Origin of the sequence: Mangrovimonas sp. CR14 (genome assembly GCF_011764015.1) — a bacterium.
Classification (GTDB): Bacteria; Bacteroidota; Bacteroidia; order Flavobacteriales; family Flavobacteriaceae; genus Mangrovimonas; species Mangrovimonas futianensis.
In genome coordinates this window covers 119,786-139,011 of sequence record NZ_JAAFZY010000004.1, presented here as the reverse complement: position 1 = coordinate 139,011, position 19,226 = coordinate 119,786, and the positions used below count along the sequence as shown (strand labels likewise).

The window sequence follows — 19,226 nt, the reverse complement described above, 5'->3', positions numbered from 1 at the left end:
ACTGGACACTGCCATAGCCAAACCGTTGTGGACAATATCTCAAAAACATTACGCTGAATTAAATGTTTAGTTTTAGAAAGAATAATTTAGACAAGATAAAATCATTCATTCGGAAATCGGAAGAAATCCAAATTGATAAATCCGACAAAGAGAAATTGATTGAAATGATTAGACCAACAATTGGTATAAGAACTAAATCGAGTGATGATAAAAACGCAAAAGTCGGAACAACAAAAATCGGTGGAAAACCTGATTTACCAAAAGATTTTGAATGGCCAAAAGCAGATGGAAAACCAATGCTATTTTGTGCTCAATACAATTTAGCGGAATTATCAAAATTTAACAAAGAAAACAGGTTACCTGAAAAAGGTTTTTTCTATGTCTTTTTGAGCCTTGACCAAGATTGGAAAGAATTTAATGGTGTAAACCAACCTTATAAATTCATATTCAGCGAAACTGAAAAAATTATCCGAACTGAATTTCCAAATGATCTTGAGGAAAACCAGACATTTAAAACAGCTTTGGTTGAATATTTTGAATTCTACACACTTCCAGACGACGAAAATTATAAACTGTTTGAATTGGAAAAAAAATATAATAATCACTTGTATTTCCTTTTTTATCAACCGACTGAAGAATTTATAGCAGAGGAAATTTACCAAAACACAGATAATTTCCATCAGATACTTGGATACGACAGGTCAATTCAATCAAGTGTTGTTTTCGAATTTGCATCTAAAGAATTAGGTCTGTATTTAGCCAATAGTTCAGAACATAAAAAATATTGGAATGAAATACTGGAGTTATCCAAAACATTTGAATTGCTTCTTCAATTAGATTGTAATGACTCAAATACTGATTTATCCAAATTTGGAGGAAGCGGAACTTACTATTTTGGACTATCAAGAGCTGATTTAGAAAATAAAAAATTTACTGATATTAAAATGACATTTCAAACGACATAAAAATGCTCTGTAAATTAATGGCTCCTATGAAAAATACTAACCCAATTCCCTAAATATATCTTTACAATTCTAAAAGCATACAAAAAACCGCCCATAAGGCGGTTTTTATTTTAATATCATATTTTTTAAAGATTTTTAAAAATTAAACTTATAGGTCACGCCTCCCAAAACTTGAATGCCTTGAACGGGAAAGTTCATCCATCTTTGGTAGTTTTGACTCGCTAGGTTATTACCTTTTAAAAACACCGACCAACGATCATTAATATGGTAACCTGCATGCAGGTTCAAATCAAAATAACCATCCAAAGAAACTACCGAAGACTCCATAGGCACTAAGGAATTGGCAAATACCAACTCATCCTTTCTTTCTCCAACAAAAAACATGCTCGCACCTGCAAACCAATGTTCGTCTATTTGGAAATCCCCAAACAATGAGCCTTTAAAATTAGGCAAGTTCCATGCCTCGGTTTGATCATCTGTACCATAGATAAAGTAATCGGCTTTCACTCCTACCGTGATGTTTCTATTTAAATCCACGCTCAGCTCACCTCCAATATTGAACGTATTGACATCGTCATAAACCACATTAAAGGAATTTCCGTTTTGGTAAACTTCCTCGGCGCCCACGACCAAGACTTCATTGCTTTTGAATAACGCTTTACCTCTATCGGCCATATAGCCTCCAGAAATGGTATAGCTCATGGTATTGCTTACCTTTCCTCGTAACCCTACATAGGCATTATACTGCTGATCGGTTGGCATTATATTCAACGTTGGCGATATAAATGGGTTCTCTTGGGCAAAATCATAATAAGAGTTTTGGATCAAGCCTCCCTTAATTCCTCCATAAGCTATCAATACTTCGTTTACAATACGATAGGAAGCTTCAATATTTGGGTAGATATAAAATTTGTTACCGCCATTTTCAAAGTCATTTAAATAATAGGTGCTCACCCCTAAATCAAGGGTTAAATCATCTTGAATCAATCGGTAAGAAGGCGCCAGTCCGATATTGAAATTCCCATATTTAATTTCATCGGAAGTCCAATAATTTCTATCAAATGAACCGCCTACATAATCAAACATAATATCTGCAGTGATAGCTGCCTCACCGATAGTCACATCTCCTGAAACTTTGGCATTGAATCTATTTTCTCCAGAGCCGTTATTATCTCCAAAATGCCTTAACAACACCTTCGCGGTTTTAATATATCCATCTTCAAAGCCTATATCTCCTCCTATATTCCCACCATAAAATGTGTGACTCACGCCAAGAGAACTTTGCTCAGATAGTGGTGTGAAAAATGGTTGTGGCAATCCATACCAATTATAAACTTGATGGATAAATCCAGCATCTACATTCCAAGTTAAATCCCTTAAATATCTCGAATAGTTCAAATCGATTTTAGAATCATAAAAATAATGATCCAATAAAGCCTCGTCTATACCGGTTTGGGATGAATGATGGCTTACAGAAGCACCCACATGATCTGTCCTACTTAAGGCATAATTTAAATACACATCACCTACAAGGGTTGTATAGCTTCCACCTGCTAGTGTGGCATAATTATCAAACAATTTGGCTGGGGTTGTTTTTTCCAAAGTAGCGGCCTTTCCCTTTGCCGGCGTAAAGGTAGAAGCTACTGGCACCGATAAAATATTGTATTGTACTTCCTTCTTGGTTGTATTGACATCGTCATCCAAATTAGGTGTCTCCCTGACCTTAAAAGCGTCTGAAATAGATGGCGTGTATGGTTTGACAACGTTAATGACCCCTGTTTGTAAAGTATCATTGTCTTTATCTTGAGCCCAAAGGCTTCCTACCGTTACAAATAAAAATATGTATAGAATTTGAATGTGCTTACGCATAGAATCGTTTTAAAAATGATGAAATTAATTACCTGCCTCTGGTTGAATAGATGAATTTGTTTTAGCTTGCTCTTTCTTGATTTTTGAAAGTTCGGATTGAGCTTCCTCTACCACGTCTTCAAAATCCTTGAAATTTTCAATAACACTTTCTAGAATATAGGTAGCTTGAAAAGCATCTCCCAATTCATTGAAGTTTTTGGCCATGACAACCAAACCTTTGGCACTGTAATATTTATATCCTGAATAATCCTTAACTAATTTTTGAATGGACTCATTGGAAGCCTCAAAAGCTCCTTCCTTATTTTTGAAGAAAGCGTTATAAAACAATGCTTCTGCAGCTGCCTCACCAATGGCGGTTTTTTCTACCTCGGCATAAGCCGATTTGGCTCTTTGCTCATTTCCCGTCTTTATGGCCGAACGTGCTATGATGATTTGAGCATCGCTTTTTATTTTATTATCAATACTGCTTTGAGCCAATACCTTCTCGGCATAGTTTACCGCTTCGTTATACTTATTCAGCTGGTAATTGGCCTTCATAAGGTTTGACTGTGCAAAAACAATATTCTGAGGGAAACTCGATTCGTTTTCAAGTCTTTTTAATACAGGTATGGCCTCCACCCAATTCTTGTTTTCCAAATAAATTTGGGAAACCCTAGATAATGATTCCTCGGTAAACTCACTAGGTGTTGCCTCCAGAACAAATTGGTAATGTGGTAAGGCATTTTCGCTTAATTCCTTTTTGGTGTACAATTGCGCCAAATAGAAATGGGCCGACAAGGCATTCATACCGCGAGGAAACTCATTAAGATATTTATTGAACTGACGGATGGCGTCATCTGTTTTGTTATCCAAGTATTTTTTCTCGGCAGATTCATAAGTGGCATTATCCAAATCGGCATCAGTAACATCCACATAATCCAAGGTTCTTACCCAGGAGGCATAGTCCTCAACTTTACCCATATCAATATAGATCAAACGGGCTGTCGATACAGCTTGATTTGCTTCTGGTGTACCAGGATAATCAGTTGCCACTTCCTTAAACTTCACAAGGGCATAGTCATTTTTCCCTGCATTGTAATGAATCAAACCTTGACGCAACAAAGCCTTAGGAACAAAGGCACTCATTTGATAATCGGCTCTTAACCGATCATAAATTTTTATTGCTTTTACATCTTCTCCAGCCTTTACATAGGAATTACCCAACTCGTACATGGCATCATCCCTAAGTGGGGAATCTGGATACTTTTGAATAAAGGTTTCCATTTCAGAGATCTTTTTCGAGGCATTCCCCATATAACCATAACTGATAGACTTCTGGAAAAAAGCATACCCTGGATCTACATTGTTCATAGCGATGGCTTCAGAATAAGCATCGATAGCTTTGTTGTAATCACTTGAAACAAAATAGGCATCACCCAACCTTAAATAGGCATCATTTAACCTAACCGCATCATTAGGATTACTTTGAATATACTGATTGAAAAAAGATAAGGCTTGTGAATAATTTTTTTGCTTAAAATAGGTGTAGCCCAAATTGTAATCAATGTTTTGGCTCTCTGGAACTGAAATTCCCGAAGACATACTCTTGAATTGCTTTAATCCGATTAAAGCCTCTTCAAAATTGGATAAGTGATAATCGGTTTCTGCCTTCCAGAAGATAGCTCTTGCTGTAAAAGTTTCATCAATGGCCTCTTTGGCAGATTTTTCAAATAAGGCATGTGCCTCTTTATAACTCCCATCATTATAAAGTTCCAATCCTCTGTAAAAGGCAACCTTCTGGTAAGCCTTTTTATTTTCAAAACTCCTTCTCCCTTCCAACAACACTAAAGCCTCTTCATAATTCTTTGAAGTGATATAAGAATCAATAAGTAAAGTTTCAACTTCTTCGCGATGTGCCGATTCTGGGTAGGATTTCAAATAGCCATCCAACACTTGTGGAACCGATTGATACGGATTCCCAATCTCATAACTGATTTTTGCATAATTCAAAAGGGCATCTTCCTTTATTTGGGCATCATACTCCATTTGAGAGGCGTTTCTAAAAGCATTCAATGCCTCTTGCTTCTTACCTTGCTCTACATAACTTTCCCCTAAATGATAATAGGCATTCTGGGCAACGAAGTCGTTACCTCCAATAATTTTGTTGAATTCGGAAATGGCTTTTTCAAAGTCATTTTGTTTATAGTAAGCATAGCCCAATTGGTAGTAATCGGTATTGCTCCATTTACCACGCTTACCTTGGTATTGGGTTAGATAAGGGAGTGCCTGATCATACTGCTCTAAATTAAAATAACTTTCGCCTATAATTTTATTAAGCTCTGAAACTTCATTTCTATCGCTTTTAGGAAGTTGTGCTTTTGCTAATTTGATGGCTTCTTCAAACTTGCCCAGTTTAAAATTCAAATCGGCTTGATAATAAGAAAGCTTCTCTTTGTATTTCTCATTATCTCCAACCTGCTCAAAATATTGATTGGCCTGTTGATAATCATCGCCCTGGTAGGCCATATAGCCAATATAATATTTGGCTTGAGCACCATATTTTTTAGAGTTTTCTACCTTGCTCAAGTATGATTTGGCATCGTTATAATTTTTTGTAGAAAATGCTACATACCCATTATTAAAATTGAATTTTTCCCTTTCATTAATAGCTAGAGAACCCTCATCTACCTTATCATACCATTTCTTGGCATAAGCATATTTGGCATTGTTGAAATAATATTCTGCCACATCCACATAGGCTGTATTGCGCTTGGGACTGGTGGGGTATTCCTCCACAAATCGTTCCATTAACTGATCGGCATTCTGCTGATTTAACCTCACCGCACAATTGGCTATGTAAAAAGCGCAATCAGATTTCACCACATCTGTAGAAGCTTGATTTTTAACTTCTTTAAACAATGATTGAGCAGCCAAATATTGATCATTATTGTACAAGGACAATGCTTTTTGGAAATCTACCAAGTCACTGGTATATGCTGCTGTTTGTTGTGAATATATATGTAGGGAAATACTTAATGTTAGAATGAAAAAAAGGATGCTTTTTCGCGTCATATAACTTGTTTTTATCACCATCAAAGATAATTTAATCTAACTTCTATAACGTAGAATTAGTAGGATAATTATAAACACATTTATTAAAGTTTGCTTTTGTCTTCAAAGGAGAACAGACAGTCATGCTTTTTAGCTTTTGGTTTTTCTAATTTGGTTTTTAGTGATACATTTACAAATGAAAATTAAAGTTTAGCACATGTCAAATCCCGTATTAAAGTTGAAGGACGTTTCCATTTTTCAAGGAGACAATCTCGTATTATCTGATGTCAATGTAGAAGTCAACAAAGGAGATTTTGTCTATTTGATTGGTAAGACAGGAACGGGCAAAAGTAGTTTGATGAAAACTTTATATGGTGATTTACCTTTAACCAAAGGAGAAGGTCACATTGTAGATTATGACTTGAGCCAACTTAAAGAAAAAGAAATTCCTTTTTTAAGGCGAAAATTGGGAGTCGTTTTTCAAGATTTCCAACTTTTATCTGACAGGACGGTAAACGGCAATTTGGAATTTGTATTGAAAGCAACAGGCTGGAAAGACAAAAAAGAAATTTCTGCTAGAATTGAAACTGTACTTGCCAAAGTTGGAATGAAAACCAAGGGTTTTAAATTCCCTCATGAACTTTCTGGGGGTGAACAACAACGTGTTGCTATCGCACGTGCCTTATTGAATAACCCAGAACTTATTTTGGCCGATGAGCCCACCGGTAATCTAGACCCACAAACCAGTATTGAAGTGATGGAAGTGCTGCAGGATATTAACAAAAATGGAAACACCATTTTGATGGCAACTCATGATTATGCCCTGTTATTAAAATATCCTAGTAAGACACTAAAATGTGATGAAGGACAAGTTTTTGAAGTGGTTCAACGTAAGGCGTCAGCTGGTTAAAAGCATACCTTTGTTTTTGCTTCAGAATTTAGACCAGAGACAAATTCCTTAAGAATACGACATTTAAATTTAGATAAGATGCATTCATGCTTTCCATCTTAATCCCTACATATCATTATAATGCCTTCCCATTGGCTTCTAATGTTGTTTCTCAAGCGGAAAAGGAACAAATTCCCTTTCAGTTATTATGTATTGACGATGGCTCAAATTCTGAGTTAAATAGTGAGAATCATAAAATAAATGATTTAAAAAACAGCTCCTTCATTTCTTTGAAAGAGAATGTAGGTAGATCTTCAGTAAGGCGAATACTTGCTGAAAAAGCCCAATTTGATTGGTTGCTATTTTTGGACGCAGACGTTATTCCCAAGTCCAACGACTTTTTAAAAAATTACATCCAATTAATAAATGGAGATTTTGAGGCCATATTCGGTGGATTTGCATACACAAGCAATTATGAAAGTTCGGGTAAAGAACTTCGGATTACTTTTGGAAAAAATCGTGAAGAAGTACCTGGATCAATAAGGAATAAAACGCCCTACAAAGTCATTATTTCAGCCAACTTTTTGATAAAAAGGAATATTTACACAGACGGTTTAAATATCAGTCAAGACAACCTTTACGGCATGGATTATTTATTTGGAGCCCTACTTAAAAAACATCAAATAAAAATAAAACATATAGACAATGAGGTTTATCATCTAGGAATAGATTCCAATGACCTTTTTTTAGAAAAGACCAAGAAAGCGGTAGAAACATTGGCATATTTGGTGCGCACTGATAAAATGAAAGAACATCAAAATTCACTTTTAAAAACATATAAATTTTTAAAATCCATGCATTTTGACACTTTGTATGGTAAATTAAGTAAAATGATTAACCCTCAATTGGAGAAAAATTTGAAGGGGTCCAATCCAAATTTATTTGTATTTGACTTATATCGATTAGGCTATTTGTGCCAAATTATGAATTAAACCTCTTTTGATTTCAAAAAGTTATTAAAATCCCTAATATAATCCCCCTCTTCAAACACATCTGACGCAAGTACCAAACATACAGCGCCAGAAGAAAAGTTATCCAATTCTCTCCAAATACCTGTGGGTATTAGCAATCCTTTATTAGGTTTGTTGAGAGTCACACGCCTAGAGCCCATACCATCATTTAAAATCACCTCAAAACTACCGCTAACCGCAATCAAAAATTCCAATTGTTCTTTATGAGCATGCCCACCTCTATAAGCGTCACTGGGGACATCATATAAGTAATACACCCGATTAATTTTAAAAGGAATGGTATCCTTTTCTATAACCGAAAGGTTCCCACGAGTATCTGCTATTTTTGGGACCTCCATTATTTTAATATCCTCAAGTGATGTTTTCATACCAAATAAAACTATTAAAAAGATAATTTATTTCTTTTCCAATCCTTTAAAATCTCTGATTCCTTTAAATCCCATGCTCACCTTATTAAAAAACTCGTTGGCCTCAATCTCTCCTTTCCTCCATACCAAATACAAATATTTCAATATCCTTACGTAACCTAAATACCCAGAATATTTATAAAATAAAGCTCCTCGAGCATAAACTATTCGATCACTACCTGCATCTTGACCCGAACTCATTTTAGGATGAGACAAAATAACTTTGGGTTGATAGTAAATTTGAAGGTTGGCAGAGAGGGCGTTCCGTAAAAAAACATATTCATTTGCGGTTTGGAAGGTTGATCCAATACCAAAATGCTCATCAAATTTAACTCCTTTATTTTTGACTGCTTTCAAAAAAAAACTAATCACTACAGAATTAGCTGTGCTTATGCTTTTTTTGTCGTGTTTGGTTTTATTTGGATAATCCCTGAACAAATTTCCCTCATCATCCTCCATTTGAAAAGTTATCATTTCTGCCCTCTCATTTTCCTGATAGGATTCTAAAATACTCTTTTCAAAATCTTTATCATATATGACGTCGTCATCAGCAATTAAACAGATATCCCCTAAGGCATGCTTCAAGGCTAAGTTCCTGCTGGCCGGCAACCCTTTTTCAAATGTATTTACCACCCTAATTTTTTCGATTTCAGAAATCAATAAATTATCAGGTGTGGTCTGGTTAATAATTAAAACATTATAATCTTTACCTTGATTATTAATAAACATATCATCCAAGAAGCTCAAAGAACTTCTATTCATTGTAGAAATTAGAATTTCTAAATTGAATGCTTCTATGTTTGGATTAATCATTAACAACTATATTTATGGCAAAAATAAGATAATGAAGATTCTTTTAATAGGAGAATTTAGCCGATTACATAATTCATTGAAAGAAGGTCTAATATCATTGGGACATGAAGTTACTTTAGCAGGTACTGCTGATGGTTTTAAAAATTTTCCAGTGGATTTAGATTATGGCGTAAAATTTCTATCCAAACCAATCTTCAAACCTCTAGTCAAAGTAACACACAAGTTTTTTGGTTTTGATTTATTTGCACTTGAACACTATTACAGGTTTAAAAGTTTTCTCCCTGATTTAAAATACTTTGACGTGGTTCAAATCATTAATGAAAATAGCATTAAAACCACACCTACTTTAGAAAAAAAGCTTCTTCATTCCATATTCAGTAACAATAGAAAAGTATTTCTTCTTTCCTGCGGCACAGATTATATTAGTGTAAAATATGCCCTTGACCAAAAGTTTAAATATTCCATTTTGACTCCTTATTTTGAAAAACCTGAATTAAAAAATTATTATCAATTTATCTTAAAAAAAATATCTAAAAAGCAATATCAATTACATCAATTCATTTATAACCATATCGCAGGAGTTATTGCTTCAGACATGGATTACCACATACCTCTTTTAGGGCATCCTAAATACCTCGGCATGATTCCAAACCCCATTAACTCTGAATCAATAAAAAAAACCGAATTAGACGTATCTCATAAAATAATTATTTTTCACGGAGTTAATAGAAGCAACTATTTTAAAAAAGGAAATGACATTTTCGAAAATGCTCTCGAGCTACTAAGGGAAAAATATGCTTCCCAAATTGAAATTATTCAAACCGAAGATGTTCCTTATCAAAAGTATATTGAAAGCTACAACAAAGCCCATATCATCCTAGACCAAGTATATGCCTATGACCAAGGTTATAATGCCTTAGAAGCCATGGCTAAAGGCAAAGTAGTTTTTACTGGCGCCGAGGAAGAATGGTTAAATTACTACCAATTAGAAGAAGATACAGTTGCAATTAATGCTTTACCTGACAGCCAACTAATTTTCAAAAAATTAGAATGGTTGGTTACGCATCCAGATAAAATTTTAGAAATTTCGAAGAGTGCCAGAAATTTCATAGTTAGTCATCACGATTATAAAAAAATTGCGCAAAACTATGTTTCTATATGGAATTCTAATTAAGCATTCACTTAACCTGACCAATAACCCTTGCTGGGTTTCCTGCAATTATAACATCATTTGGAAAACTTTTAGTCACCACAGAATTGGACCCGATCACAGAATTCGCTCCAATAACAACACCTTTTAGAATAGTCACATCATTACCTATGAATACATTTCTATCAATGATTACTTCTTGTGGGCTAGGATCTGTTTGTTTTCTTTTTTCAGCATTCAAATCGTGAAAGTTACTATCCGTTATCTTACAATTCAACCCAATAAGTACGTGGTCATTTATGGTAATTCTCTTTTCTGAAACTGCTGAAAAATTGTTGTTAACACTAATATTGTTACCAAAAACAACCTTTGCTTCCTTGTTTCTTGCTTCTAAATAGGCATAACTATTATGATAAAAAGGCGAATTCACCACGCCCATCTGTACATTTTCTCCAATGATGATTTCTCCCTGACCTCTGAAAACAACAGGATACTTCCCCTTAAATCTTCCCGACACAAACTTATTGTTGGACCAAAAGGAATATTTTAATTTCCTAAATTTTAAACATAAATCCCTAATCATTTTCATGGTCTAAATCCTCATTATCACCTTGTAATAGTTCCTCTTCTGGTAATACGCCAAAAAGTGAATGATTAAAAATGAATAAAATAAGTGCAAAATGCAAGACTTGGGTTACAAAATGCCCTATCACTGCTCCTTGAACGCCAAAAATATCAACAAACAAAATACTCGAAATATAAAGGATTGAAACAGAAAAAGCCTCCACTATCAAATAATGCCAAACCATATTTTTTGCCAAAAATTGATATGCTATAACTATAGATAACACATTGATAAAATCCCCTAAAAGTTGCCATAGAAACAAGCTTTCAACTGGTTTAAACTCGCTTGAAAAAATAACAGCTATCAGTATATGCCTCATTAAATAAATAGCCAACAAACCTAAACCAAAAATGGGGAGAACCGTTTTGTAGAAATTAAAAACTTCAGTTCTAAATTCCTTGATGGTATTAATTTCAGAAAATCTAGGAAGGATATAAAGAGACATTAAGGAGCTGATGAACATTAAATAATATTTAGAAATCCGGTTCATCGCTTCCCAAAAACCTGCTTCTTTAAAACCTACATGATCTATTAAATAAGTTCTGATTGCTATAGCGACTAAAGGCAGCGCCATAGCCGAAAATATTTTCATTATTGAAAAAGAACTTAACTTTTTCACGAAATCCAATCTGAAATGACTCAACTTTAAAAGGGGTGCCAAAGACCTTTGATTAGAAATACCAACTAGCGTAATAAGAAAAATAAGAGATTCAGAAATAGCTACTGAAATGAGGGCCCCATCTACTCTTTCCTGATAAATCAATAATAAAGTAATGGAAGCAGCTAAAATCTGCCCAATTATATTGATGATAATAAGAATCTTAAACTTTGAAAAACCATTTAAAATAGAATATGTAAACATATTCAAAGAATAGAATGGCAAAGCCACAGCAAAGATTCTTATGATATAGGCGTAATCATTATAAGTTGGAAAAAGGTAATTATTGATTTCATTAGAATAGAAATAACACAAAAACCCACAAAGCACAGTGGATATAAAACCCATATAGTAGGCCGTAGACAACATTTTACTGAGCTCCTTAGTGTTATTCTTAAACTCAGCGACATACTTCACTACACCATTATAAAGCCCTAAAATAGAGAAGGATTGCAACGTCCCAACAAAATTTCTAAAATTACCTATCAAAGCCAAACCTTCAGCTCCTACAAACAAGGCAATGGCTTTAGAAGTAAGAAAACCAGCAATAATTCGAGTAATTACCGAGGCAGAATTTAATGAGGCAACCCTTACCAATACATTGTTATTAATGTACTCTACAAACTTTTTCAACTAGTAATGGTTTATGGTTTTAATAACATAATCAATTTCATTCTCTTCAAGAACCGGACTTATGGGCAAACTTACCACTCTATCATGAATGGATTTGGTCAAAGGCAATTCCAATTCTTGAAATTGTAGAAAAGCTTCCTGTTCTGAAGGGGAAATGGGATAATGGATTAAGGATTCAATATTACTATTTTTTAAATACTCAATGAAATTTTTTCGATGATCTACCATCACCACAAACACATGAAACACATGATTTTCAGAACCATCGTATTGGGGTAGCACAAGTTTTTCATTATTAATTTCTTTAAGATACCTTTTTGCAATCTGCCTTCTTCTTATGTTATCTGCATCCAAAGTGGCCAATTTAATATTTAAAATACCAGCTTGAAATTCGTCTAAACGATTATTGAATCCAACATATTGATTGATGTACTTTTCTTTATTCCCGTAATTACGAAGTTTTCCTATGACCTCTTTCAACTCCAAATCATTGGTTGTTACAGCTCCAGCATCACCTAATGCTCCTAAATTTTTAGAGGGGTAAAAACTGAATCCGGAAGCAATTCCAAAATTACCAGCTTTAACACCGAATTTATTTTGGGCCCCATGTGCTTGAGCTGCATCCTCTATGACCAATAATCCATTGCCTTCTGCAATGTGCCCTATTTGATTCATATCAGCTAATTGACCATACAAATGAACAACAAGAATAGCCTTTGTTTTAGAAGTTATTTTATCAAGAATATGATTGGGAGAAATGTTATAAGTATGCAAATCTGGCTCAATAAAAATAGGGTTTAAACCGGCATGTAAAACGCTTAAGATACTCGCTATATAAGTATTTGCAGGAACTAAAACCTCATCCCCTTCCTTCAGCTTTCCCAATTGTTTTAATGCCTCAAATATTAGGATTAAAGCATCTAGACCATTACTTGTACCCACACAATATTTAGTTCCACAGTAAGATGCAAAGTCTTCTTCAAATTTTAATACTTCTTTACCTAGGATATAATGTCCCGAATCTAAAAAAGACTTGAATTTTTCCTGAAATTCCGTTTCAAAACGAGCATTCAGTTTATGAAGATCTAAAAACTTGATCATATTAAAACTTGTTTCAGTTTAGAATGGTTTGTCACGTCAACCCTGTAAAAATCCTGAGTAAGGGTTCTAGCCCCAAAACCTTCTTTCCAATATTGCAAACCTTTGTTGACATGTCTTCCTTGACTTTCATTTGAAATTCCAAAGTCAAAATAGGATTTGTTTTGGAATACGTTTTTCAATAAATAATCATGTAAAAAGTCCAAACTCCCCAAACTATTTTTATCTGGATTCCCCGAAATATACTGGGAATGAGCGACAAGTTTCGATATAAAAATAGTGGTTCCTGCAACCAATTTATTATTATGATATACATTGAACTGTTTAATTTGAGCAGGAAATTTATTCTTTAAGGACTTTATTTCATTCAAGGTGTGCACCGGTTTCGCTTGATGTTTTCCCTTCAGGTTTGGAATAAGTATGGTGTTCCAAAAGTCATCAAACACATCATCTTCAACTATTTGAAGTTCATTTTTAAAACCTCGTTTAATACCGTCTCTTCTATCTTTAGAGTATTTATATGGAATCTGTAAATTCAGAACAGATAAAGAATCCCTTCTTAGCAATTGAGCGTCCAATAAAAACATCAAGTACGAAAGTTCTTCATTCGGGTATTCAGAATAAATAGAAGGAAGCATTTTAAGTTCCAAAAATTTAATTCTTTTAGCTTCACAATACTGCAGCACTGAAGCAAATATGTCTATAACCTGATGAAATTTTAATTTATGATGGTAAATTAAACCACCGTAGGTGAGCCCCTGATGAGAATAAAGCACATCACCCAAAATATTGGCTGGAAGGAGAGCAATTAGAATATCCCCTTTAAAAACCATTAGGGAATGGTCTTTAAACCTATCCTGATGATAATCCATAAAGTCTCGATAAAACAAAAAAGTACTATTTTTTGCTTTCGAAACGAATTGATCCCATGTTTTCTGGAATCTTGAATTATAAATTACAACTGAAAAAATAAAGTTTAGTTTTTAGAGAATTCAACGTAAAAATAAAGTTAATATTTATTTTCGACCAACATTTTTGTTTATAGATCAATTAGATCCTTGTCTTTACGCATTCGACAAAGCCCTTTCAAGTCATAAATTGGAAAAATGCAAATACCGTTTCGTTTTATTTTTCAGCTTCTCTCTTAATATTCTAGAAACAAGAAAGTAAAAATTAGACATTGCCCTTTTAAGAAATCAAATTAACAAAGAAGAAGTCCTTAATAAAAAAGCCAACTCCTTAGAGTTGGCTTTTTTAAATTTATATCGCTTTACTTCGTTTTCTATCAACATCCTTTAATAGGATTTTTCTAATACGTAAGTGGTTTGGTGTCACCTCTACATATTCATCTTTCTGAATGTATTCCAAAGCTTCTTCCAATGAAAATTTAATAGCAGGAACAATTCGAGCTTTATCATCAGCACCAGAACTACGCACGTTACTTAATTTTTTGGTTTTAGTCACGTTGACAACCATATCATCTTGACGGGAATTCTCTCCGATTACCTGTCCTTCATAAATATCCTCTCCCGGATCAACAAAGAATTTACCTCTATCTTGAAGTTTATCTATAGAGTAAGGAATCGCTGTACCTGTTTCCATAGAAACCAAAGAACCATTTTGTCTTTCTGGAATACCACCTTTTATTGGTTGATATTCTTTAAATCTGTGCGCCATAATAGCTTCCCCGGCAGTAGCTGTCAAAATTTGATTTCTCAAACCAATGATACCTCTTGAAGGAATGATAAACTCACAAACCATACGTTCTCCTTTGGCCTCCATACTTAGCATCTCCCCTTTTCTCATGGTCACCAATTCGATGGCTTTCCCAGATACAACCTCTGGCAAATCAATAGTCATTTCTTCAACGGGCTCACACTTTACACCATCAATCTCCTTGATAATTACCTGGGGTTGACCAATTTGAAGTTCGTAGCCTTCACGTCTCATAGTTTCAATCAAAACAGATAAGTGTAATACCCCACGTCCGAAAACCATAAACTTATCGGCGCTATCTGTTTCTTGGACTCTCAATGCTAAGTTTTTCTCTAATTCCTTAGTCAAACGATCCTTAATGTGACGAGAGGTCACAAACTTTCCGTCTTTTCCAAAGAAAGGTGAATCATTAATAGTGAATAACATGCTCATTGTTGGTTCATCTATGGCAATAGATTTCAATCCTTCAGGATTTTCAAAATCGGCAATCGTATCACCAATTTCAAAACCTTCCAAACCAACCACAGCACAAATATCTCCAGCAGTCACCTCTTCAACCTTAAGTCTTCCAAGACCTTCAAATGTAAACAGCTCCTTAATACGTGATTTGGTAATACTTCCATCACGCTTCACCAAAGACACAGGCATTCCCGCTTTAAGCATTCCACGTTGAAGTCTACCAATGGCAATTCGTCCTGTAAATGAAGAGAAATCCAAAGAAGTAATCAACATTTGCGGTGTACCTTCAACATCTACTTTTGGTTCTGGGATATGCTCCACAACCATATCTAACAACGGTTCAATGTTTGAGGTTTGATTTTTCCAATCTTCACTCATCCAATTATTCTTGGCCGATCCATATACAGTTGGGAAATCCAACTGCCATTCTTCTGCCCCTAATTCAAACATCAAATCAAAAACGGCTTCATGTACTTCATCTGGCGTACAGTTTTCCTTGTCAACCTTATTAACGACTACACAAGGCTTTAATCCTAGACTAATGGCTTTTTGCAAAACAAAGCGTGTCTGTGGCATCGGCCCCTCAAAGGCATCAACCAACAAAAGCACACCATCTGCCATGTTAAGAACACGTTCTACCTCACCCCCAAAATCGGCGTGACCAGGAGTATCAATAATATTGATTTTGGTTCCTTTGTAAACAACAGAAACGTTCTTTGAAGTAATGGTAATTCCTCTTTCACGCTCCAAGTCGTTGTTATCCAGAATCAAATCCCCGGTATTTTCATTTTCACGGAACAATTGACAGTGATACATAATTTTATCTACCAAAGTTGTTTTACCGTGATCTACGTGTGCAATAATTGCAATGTTTCTCATATTAGCCATAAGTGAAGCCTTGTTTTAAGCGCGCAAAGGTAAGCTATATTTTAACATCTTGGACAGGTATTTACTAATTTTTAGTTAATTATATGTTAGACCCTTCCCCCTTGAAAATATGGATTGTTATATTTCGTTCACATATAAAGTGTTTACTAATCAACCAAATCATGTAAACCTTTAAACAAACCCTTATGAATTTAATTAACAAATACGCCAAGTTCATCCCCTATCTCTATTATATAACGGTTATTGCCTTTTGGTTCACCTCCATCAATAGAGCTGAAGGATTGATAGCTTATCCCATCCTTTTAGCAGGGGTACCTTTTTTATGGCAATTGGTTAAGCCAAATAAAAAACTAAATGCTTTATTGGGTATCACATTTGCCTGTCTTTCATCCTACATGATTATTGCATATGTTTCAGATAAACTACATGTCATACAGCTTTCTTATGGTCTTAAAGAATATTTCTTCTACGGAGGTTTCTTTGTCCTGACCAATTTTGTGATGGCTGTTTGGATGATTAAAAATGCTTTAAGGCAAAGCTTTTAAAAAAAAGGTCTTCTAAATTAGAAGACCTTTTTTTTAATTTTTAACTATTCGCCTTAGGACAGTCCTATTCTTCGTCTGTATCCGAGCAAAATAAACACCAGATTTAAGACTATTCAAATTTAATTGACCTGATTTTTTTTCTTGAAATACCTTTTTACCCAAAACATTAAAAAGTTGGACATCCAGAATATCTTGACCTCCTGATAAATCAATATTAACAATACCGTTCGTTGGATTTGGATAAATTCTAAATGTATCTTCTGCATCAAATTCCATAACCCCTAAAGATTCTGAGGTTGCAATTAATTCAGATAAATATGCAGAAGTTGGTAAAGGCCCTACAAAACTAAGCATCAAATGCTTATTATTATTTGTAATATTTATTGAAATTGGATTGGGAAGATCTGAAGTTCCAAAAACACCTCCATTGGCCAATACATAATTGGAATAATCAGAATAACTGTAATCACCAGAAGTATTTTGACTTTGGTTTGCGACTGCATCTAAAATAATATATGTTCCCGGTTGAGACCAACCTGCAAGACTTACTGAATAATTTCCAGGCTCCAATTCAGGGCTAATTAAAGTGAATAAGTTGTTCATCCCAGCACCAAACCCATCATAAAAACCATTAAAATTAACTGAATTGCTTCCAGAATCTAATAGAACCCAACAATCTGGGATACTAGTATCTGAAATGCTTAAGGTTATAGATGATTGGACATCACACTGAGCGACAAGCTTATAAGAAGGAAATAACAGAAGTAAATAAAGTAATTTTGTTTTCATTAATGTTTATTTTTTTATTAACTAATTTAAAGACAACTTAAGAAGCATATAGGGTGACAAATTGGATTGAAAAATTTCAAATTTTTAGGTTGTAGTATAGATTATACTAATTACCTATCTTTGTAAAAAATCTTTATCATTTTAATAAAATGAACCTGGAAACGATCCCTCAAATAAAACATACCCAATCCGACAATTTCTTTTTATTGGCAGGCCCATGCGCCATTGAAGGCGAGGAGATGGCGTTAAGAATTGCCGAAAAAATTGTTGAAATAACCAACAAGCTTGAGATTCCTTATGTTTTTAAGGGTAGCTTTAAGAAAGCAAATAGAAGTCGTATTGATAGTTTTACAGGTATTGGTGATGAAAAAGCTTTGAAAATTTTAAGAAAGGTTTCTGAAACCTTTGATGTACCAACCATTACAGATATCCATGAAAATAGTGATGCCCAAATGGCTGCGGAATATGTGGATGTCCTTCAAATACCCGCTTTTTTAGTTCGCCAAACAGACTTGGTGGTAGCTGCGGCGGAAACAGGCAAGGTTGTCAACCTTAAAAAGGGTCAATTCATGAGTCCTGAAGCGATGAAACATGCCGTTCAAAAAGTAAAGGATACGGGCAGTAATAAAGCATGGATCACCGACCGAGGAACCATGTTTGGCTATCAAGATATGATTGTTGACTTTAGAGGTATTCCAACTATGAAAACCTATGCCCCGGTAGTTATGGACGTTACACATTCCTTGCAACAGCCCAACCAGACTAAAGGTGTTACTGGAGGCAGACCAGATATGATTGAGACAATAGCAAGAGCTGCTGTTGTAAATCATGTGGATGGCTTATTTATTGAAACCCATTTTGATCCGGCAAACGCCAAAAGCGATGGAGCAAATATGTTGCATTTAGACAATTTGGAAGGCCTACTTACCCGCTTGGTAGCTATTAGAAAAACAATTACTTCCTTCTAAAAATTCAGACAAGAAAAATTTCATATACTATTGCAAAACTAAAATATAATTATTTACTTTGTTTTTCAAAGTACTTTATATGGAATCATCAAAAGACTATTTGAAAGACATTTCTGAGATCAAAAACCTCATGAACAAATCCTCGCGATTTATCTCACTGAGTGGACTTTCAGGTATTATGGCTGGTATTTATGCCATAGTTGGGGCGGCAATAGCCTACTACCTTGTCATCAATTACAGTAATGGCACCCTACTACTGGATGGAAAAATATTCAGATGGGTCATGTTCGATTTGTTTATGATTGCCTTTTTGAGTGCTATAACTGCCATAGTCTTGACTACCAGAAAAGCCAAAAAAAATGGAGCCAGCATGTGGGATCCTTCATCAAAACGCTTAATCATAAACTTTTTAATTCCCATGGCTGTAGGAGGCATATACATATTAACCATATTGAGCCAACAAAAGTATGGACAAACAGGAGCCCTCATGTTGATATTTTATGGTTTGGCCTTGGTCAACGCATCAAAATATAGTTTGGGAGATATCAGGTATTTAGGATATTGTGAAATTGTTTTAGGCCTTATTTGTGCCATTTACCCGGGATTTGGATTTTGGCTATGGGTTTTAGGTTTTGGCATTTTACACATAGTATATGGCACTGTGATGTACCTAAAATATGACAGACAATAGTT

17 protein-coding genes are annotated in these 19,226 nt (G+C 34.6%); 7 read left to right on the top strand and 10 right to left on the bottom strand.

What is annotated here, in order from left to right; genetic code table 11:
• Positions 1-62 precede the first annotated feature (62 nt).
• On the top strand, positions 63-965 hold the full coding sequence (locus GZ212_RS09360; RefSeq protein WP_166959316.1) for a DUF1963 domain-containing protein: 903 nt from the start codon (positions 63-65) through the stop codon (positions 963-965).
• Positions 966-1,100: 135 nt separating this feature from the next.
• On the opposite strand, the gene GZ212_RS09355 is transcribed toward GZ212_RS09360, so the two are convergent.
• Both GZ212_RS09355 and GZ212_RS09350 read right to left on the bottom strand, forming a co-directional pair.
• A complete protein-coding gene (locus GZ212_RS09355) occupies positions 1,101-2,834 on the bottom strand; it encodes a TonB-dependent receptor (RefSeq protein WP_166959314.1) in 1,734 nt (577 codons plus the stop codon).
• Between the two features lie 24 nt (positions 2,835-2,858).
• On the bottom strand, positions 2,859-5,885 hold the full coding sequence (locus tag GZ212_RS09350) for a tetratricopeptide repeat protein (protein WP_166959311.1): 3,027 nt from the start codon (positions 5,883-5,885) through the stop codon (positions 2,859-2,861).
• 196 nt (positions 5,886-6,081) lie between these two features.
• Here GZ212_RS09350 and GZ212_RS09345 point away from each other — a divergent pair, with 196 nt between their 5' ends.
• Complete coding sequence (locus GZ212_RS09345) at positions 6,082-6,774, top strand: cell division ATP-binding protein FtsE (RefSeq protein ID WP_053972328.1); 693 nt, start codon at positions 6,082-6,084, stop codon at positions 6,772-6,774.
• Positions 6,775-6,860: 86 nt separating this feature from the next.
• Positions 6,861-7,745, top strand: coding sequence for a glycosyltransferase (locus tag GZ212_RS09340; protein WP_166959309.1), 885 nt, complete (start codon positions 6,861-6,863; stop codon positions 7,743-7,745).
• On the opposite strand, the gene GZ212_RS09335 is transcribed toward GZ212_RS09340, so the two are convergent.
• Positions 7,742-8,152, bottom strand: a complete 411-nt coding sequence (locus GZ212_RS09335; protein ID WP_166959307.1) for an FdtA/QdtA family cupin domain-containing protein — start codon at positions 8,150-8,152, stop codon at positions 7,742-7,744. The two genes, GZ212_RS09340 and GZ212_RS09335, sit on opposite strands and share 4 nt — an antisense overlap.
• 27 nt (positions 8,153-8,179) lie before the next feature.
• Positions 8,180-9,004: a glycosyltransferase family 2 protein gene (locus GZ212_RS09330; protein ID WP_166959305.1), complete on the bottom strand. Its 825-nt coding sequence runs from the start codon at positions 9,002-9,004 to the stop codon at positions 8,180-8,182.
• 31 nt (positions 9,005-9,035) lie between these two features.
• Between GZ212_RS09330 and GZ212_RS09325 the strand changes: the two genes are divergently transcribed.
• The gene (locus GZ212_RS09325; RefSeq protein WP_166959303.1) at positions 9,036-10,178 is read left to right on the top strand and encodes a glycosyltransferase; all 1,143 of its coding nucleotides are present in this window, start codon (positions 9,036-9,038) and stop codon (positions 10,176-10,178) included.
• Between the two features lie 4 nt (positions 10,179-10,182).
• Here GZ212_RS09325 and GZ212_RS09320 read toward each other — a convergent pair whose 3' ends face one another.
• The 5 genes from GZ212_RS09320 to typA form a co-directional block, all read right to left on the bottom strand.
• On the bottom strand, positions 10,183-10,671 hold the full coding sequence (locus tag GZ212_RS09320; protein ID WP_166959301.1) for an acyltransferase: 489 nt from the start codon (positions 10,669-10,671) through the stop codon (positions 10,183-10,185).
• 58 nt (positions 10,672-10,729) lie between these two features.
• Positions 10,730-12,070: an O-antigen translocase gene (locus GZ212_RS09315; protein WP_166959299.1), complete on the bottom strand. Its 1,341-nt coding sequence runs from the start codon at positions 12,068-12,070 to the stop codon at positions 10,730-10,732.
• Positions 12,071-13,171, bottom strand: a complete 1,101-nt coding sequence (locus tag GZ212_RS09310) for a DegT/DnrJ/EryC1/StrS aminotransferase family protein (protein ID WP_166959297.1) — start codon at positions 13,169-13,171, stop codon at positions 12,071-12,073.
• Positions 13,168-14,040 (bottom strand): GNAT family N-acetyltransferase, encoded by an 873-nt coding sequence (locus tag GZ212_RS09305; RefSeq protein WP_240923793.1) that lies wholly within the window; start codon positions 14,038-14,040, stop codon positions 13,168-13,170. Before GZ212_RS09305 ends, GZ212_RS09310 begins: the two co-directional genes overlap by 4 nt.
• 388 nt (positions 14,041-14,428) lie before the next feature.
• Positions 14,429-16,231: a translational GTPase TypA gene (gene typA / locus GZ212_RS09300; protein WP_166959295.1), complete on the bottom strand. Its 1,803-nt coding sequence runs from the start codon at positions 16,229-16,231 to the stop codon at positions 14,429-14,431.
• 185 nt (positions 16,232-16,416) lie between these two features.
• On the opposite strand from typA, the gene GZ212_RS09295 reads away from it, so the two are divergent.
• On the top strand, positions 16,417-16,776 hold the full coding sequence (locus GZ212_RS09295; RefSeq protein WP_166959293.1) for a hypothetical protein: 360 nt from the start codon (positions 16,417-16,419) through the stop codon (positions 16,774-16,776).
• Positions 16,777-16,809: 33 nt separating this feature from the next.
• On the opposite strand, the gene GZ212_RS09290 is transcribed toward GZ212_RS09295, so the two are convergent.
• Positions 16,810-17,565 carry a T9SS type A sorting domain-containing protein gene (locus GZ212_RS09290; protein ID WP_166959291.1) on the bottom strand — a complete coding sequence of 252 codons (756 nt, stop codon included), beginning with the start codon at positions 17,563-17,565 and terminating at the stop codon, positions 16,810-16,812.
• Positions 17,566-17,714: 149 nt separating this feature from the next.
• Here GZ212_RS09290 and kdsA point away from each other — a divergent pair, with 149 nt between their 5' ends.
• Both kdsA and GZ212_RS09280 read left to right on the top strand, forming a co-directional pair.
• Positions 17,715-18,533: a 3-deoxy-8-phosphooctulonate synthase gene (gene kdsA / locus GZ212_RS09285; RefSeq protein ID WP_166959289.1), complete on the top strand. Its 819-nt coding sequence runs from the start codon at positions 17,715-17,717 to the stop codon at positions 18,531-18,533.
• A 79-nt stretch (positions 18,534-18,612) separates the two neighbouring features.
• Entirely contained in the window at positions 18,613-19,224 is a 612-nt protein-coding gene (locus GZ212_RS09280) for a hypothetical protein (RefSeq protein ID WP_166959287.1), read from the top strand.
• Positions 19,225-19,226: the final 2 nt, after the last annotated feature.

Excerpts from the sequence above, each read along its gene's own strand:
- GZ212_RS09360 (WP_166959316.1), top strand. The coding sequence starts at position 63 with ATGTTTAGTTTTAGAAAGAATAATTTAGACAAGATAAAATCATTCATT.
- GZ212_RS09355 (WP_166959314.1), bottom strand. The coding sequence starts at position 2,834 with ATGCGTAAGCACATTCAAATTCTATACATATTTTTATTTGTAACGGTA.
- GZ212_RS09350 (WP_166959311.1), bottom strand. The coding sequence starts at position 5,885 with ATGACGCGAAAAAGCATCCTTTTTTTCATTCTAACATTAAGTATTTCC.
- GZ212_RS09345 (WP_053972328.1), top strand. The coding sequence starts at position 6,082 with ATGTCAAATCCCGTATTAAAGTTGAAGGACGTTTCCATTTTTCAAGGA.
- GZ212_RS09340 (WP_166959309.1), top strand. The coding sequence starts at position 6,861 with ATGCTTTCCATCTTAATCCCTACATATCATTATAATGCCTTCCCATTG.
- GZ212_RS09335 (WP_166959307.1), bottom strand. The coding sequence starts at position 8,152 with ATGAAAACATCACTTGAGGATATTAAAATAATGGAGGTCCCAAAAATA.
- GZ212_RS09330 (WP_166959305.1), bottom strand. The coding sequence starts at position 9,004 with ATGATTAATCCAAACATAGAAGCATTCAATTTAGAAATTCTAATTTCT.
- GZ212_RS09325 (WP_166959303.1), top strand. The coding sequence starts at position 9,036 with ATGAAGATTCTTTTAATAGGAGAATTTAGCCGATTACATAATTCATTG.
- GZ212_RS09310 (WP_166959297.1), bottom strand. The coding sequence starts at position 13,171 with ATGATCAAGTTTTTAGATCTTCATAAACTGAATGCTCGTTTTGAAACG.
- GZ212_RS09305 (WP_240923793.1), bottom strand. The coding sequence starts at position 14,040 with ATGGATTATCATCAGGATAGGTTTAAAGACCATTCCCTAATGGTTTTT.
- typA (WP_166959295.1), bottom strand. The coding sequence starts at position 16,231 with ATGGCTAATATGAGAAACATTGCAATTATTGCACACGTAGATCACGGT.
- GZ212_RS09295 (WP_166959293.1), top strand. The coding sequence starts at position 16,417 with ATGAATTTAATTAACAAATACGCCAAGTTCATCCCCTATCTCTATTAT.
- GZ212_RS09290 (WP_166959291.1), bottom strand. The coding sequence starts at position 17,565 with ATGAAAACAAAATTACTTTATTTACTTCTGTTATTTCCTTCTTATAAG.
- kdsA (WP_166959289.1), top strand. The coding sequence starts at position 17,715 with ATGAACCTGGAAACGATCCCTCAAATAAAACATACCCAATCCGACAAT.
- GZ212_RS09280 (WP_166959287.1), top strand. The coding sequence starts at position 18,613 with ATGGAATCATCAAAAGACTATTTGAAAGACATTTCTGAGATCAAAAAC.